This window comes from Halorubrum sp. AD140, assembly GCF_034497445.1.
In the GTDB taxonomy this organism is placed as follows: Archaea; Halobacteriota; Halobacteria; order Halobacteriales; family Haloferacaceae; genus Halorubrum.
In genome coordinates, this window is record NZ_JAXRUU010000209.1 from 1 (window position 1) to 1,353 (window position 1,353).

Annotated in this window: 1 protein-coding gene; it reads right to left on the reverse strand. The window is 72.0% G+C overall.

Translation table 11 applies throughout. From position 1 onward, the window contains the following. Window positions 1-1,353 (reverse strand): FAD-linked oxidase C-terminal domain-containing protein (locus U4E84_RS17505; protein ID WP_322533367.1); only part of this gene is annotated, 1,353 nt, incomplete at both ends.

The following is a 1,353-nucleotide window of genomic DNA, read 5'->3' on the forward strand; positions in this document are numbered from 1 at the left end:
CGCTCTCGTAGCCGAACGAGCCCGCCATGCCGCAACAGGAGGAATCGAGCGGGTCGACGCCGTAGCCCGCGCGCCGGAGGACGCCGACCGCGTGGTGGTCCTTGTTCGTCGCCTTCTGGTTGCAGTGGCCGTGGTAGGTGAGCGTCTCCGCCGGCGCGTCGAACGGGAGCCGCTCGTCGACCTGACCGGCGTCGAGGTACTCGCAGACGCCCGCCGCGGCCGCCGACACCGCCTCGACGTCCTCGCCGTCGAGGAGGTCGAGGTACTCGTCCTGGAACATCACCGCGTCGGAGGGCTCGACGAAGAGGACCGACTGCCCCTCGCGCACGCGAGGTGCGAGCGCCGCGACGTTCTCTGCCGCCCGCTCTCGGGCCGCGTCGAGGAACCCCGTCGAGAAGGCGGCGCGGCCGGAGGGCGCGAGGTCGTCGGGGACCTCGACGCGGACGTCCGCGGCCTCCAAGACGCGGACCGCCGCCTTCCCGGCCGCCGGATAGCTGTAGTTGGTGTACGTGTCGGGAAACAGCGCGACCGTGTCGACCGCGTCGCCCGGGTCGACAGCTGGGCCGCCGCGGGCCGCGAACCACTCCTCGAAGCTCTCGGAGCGGAAGGTCGGCAGCGCGCGCTCGGGGGCGATCCCGGCGAGCGCGTCCATCGCCGCCCGGGCGCCGGGGACCTTCGCCGCCGCGTTCGACAGCGGCGCGAGCCGGCTCCCGAGCGCCGAGAGCCGGTCGACGTCGCGGAAGAGCCGCTCGCGTATCCCCGCCCCCTCCCGCTCGTGGTGGTCGTGTTTCACCTCCGCCTTCAGCTTCGCGAGGTCGACGCCGGTGGGGCAGTCGCTCTGACACCCCTTACAGCCGACACAGAGGTCCAACACCTCCGCCTGGAACCGCTCGGAGTGGATCGCCTCGTCGTCGAGCTCGCCGCTGATGGCGGCCCGGAGCATGTTCGCCCGGCCGCGGGTCGTCTGGATCTCCTCGCCGGAGGCCCGGTAGGTCGGACACATCGTCCCGGAGTCGGTCTCGCGGCAGGTGCCGCAGCCGTTGCACAGCTCGACGAGTTCGGAGAAGCCGCCCTCGTCGGAGAAGTCCAGCGCCGTCTGCGGCTCGACCGACTGATACGTCGGCCCGTACCGGAGGTTCTCGCGCATGTCGGTGTCGGCGGCGGCCTCCGGATACCCCCGCTCGGCGGCGGTCTCGCCGTCGACGTAGACCACCTTCCCGGGGTTCATGCGCCACTCGGGGTCGAACGCGGACTTCAGCTCTTGAAAGGCCCCCCAGAGTCCCTCGCCGTACATCTTCGGGTTGAACTCGGTGCGCGCGAGCCCGTCGCCGTGCTCGCCGGAGAAGGCGCCGT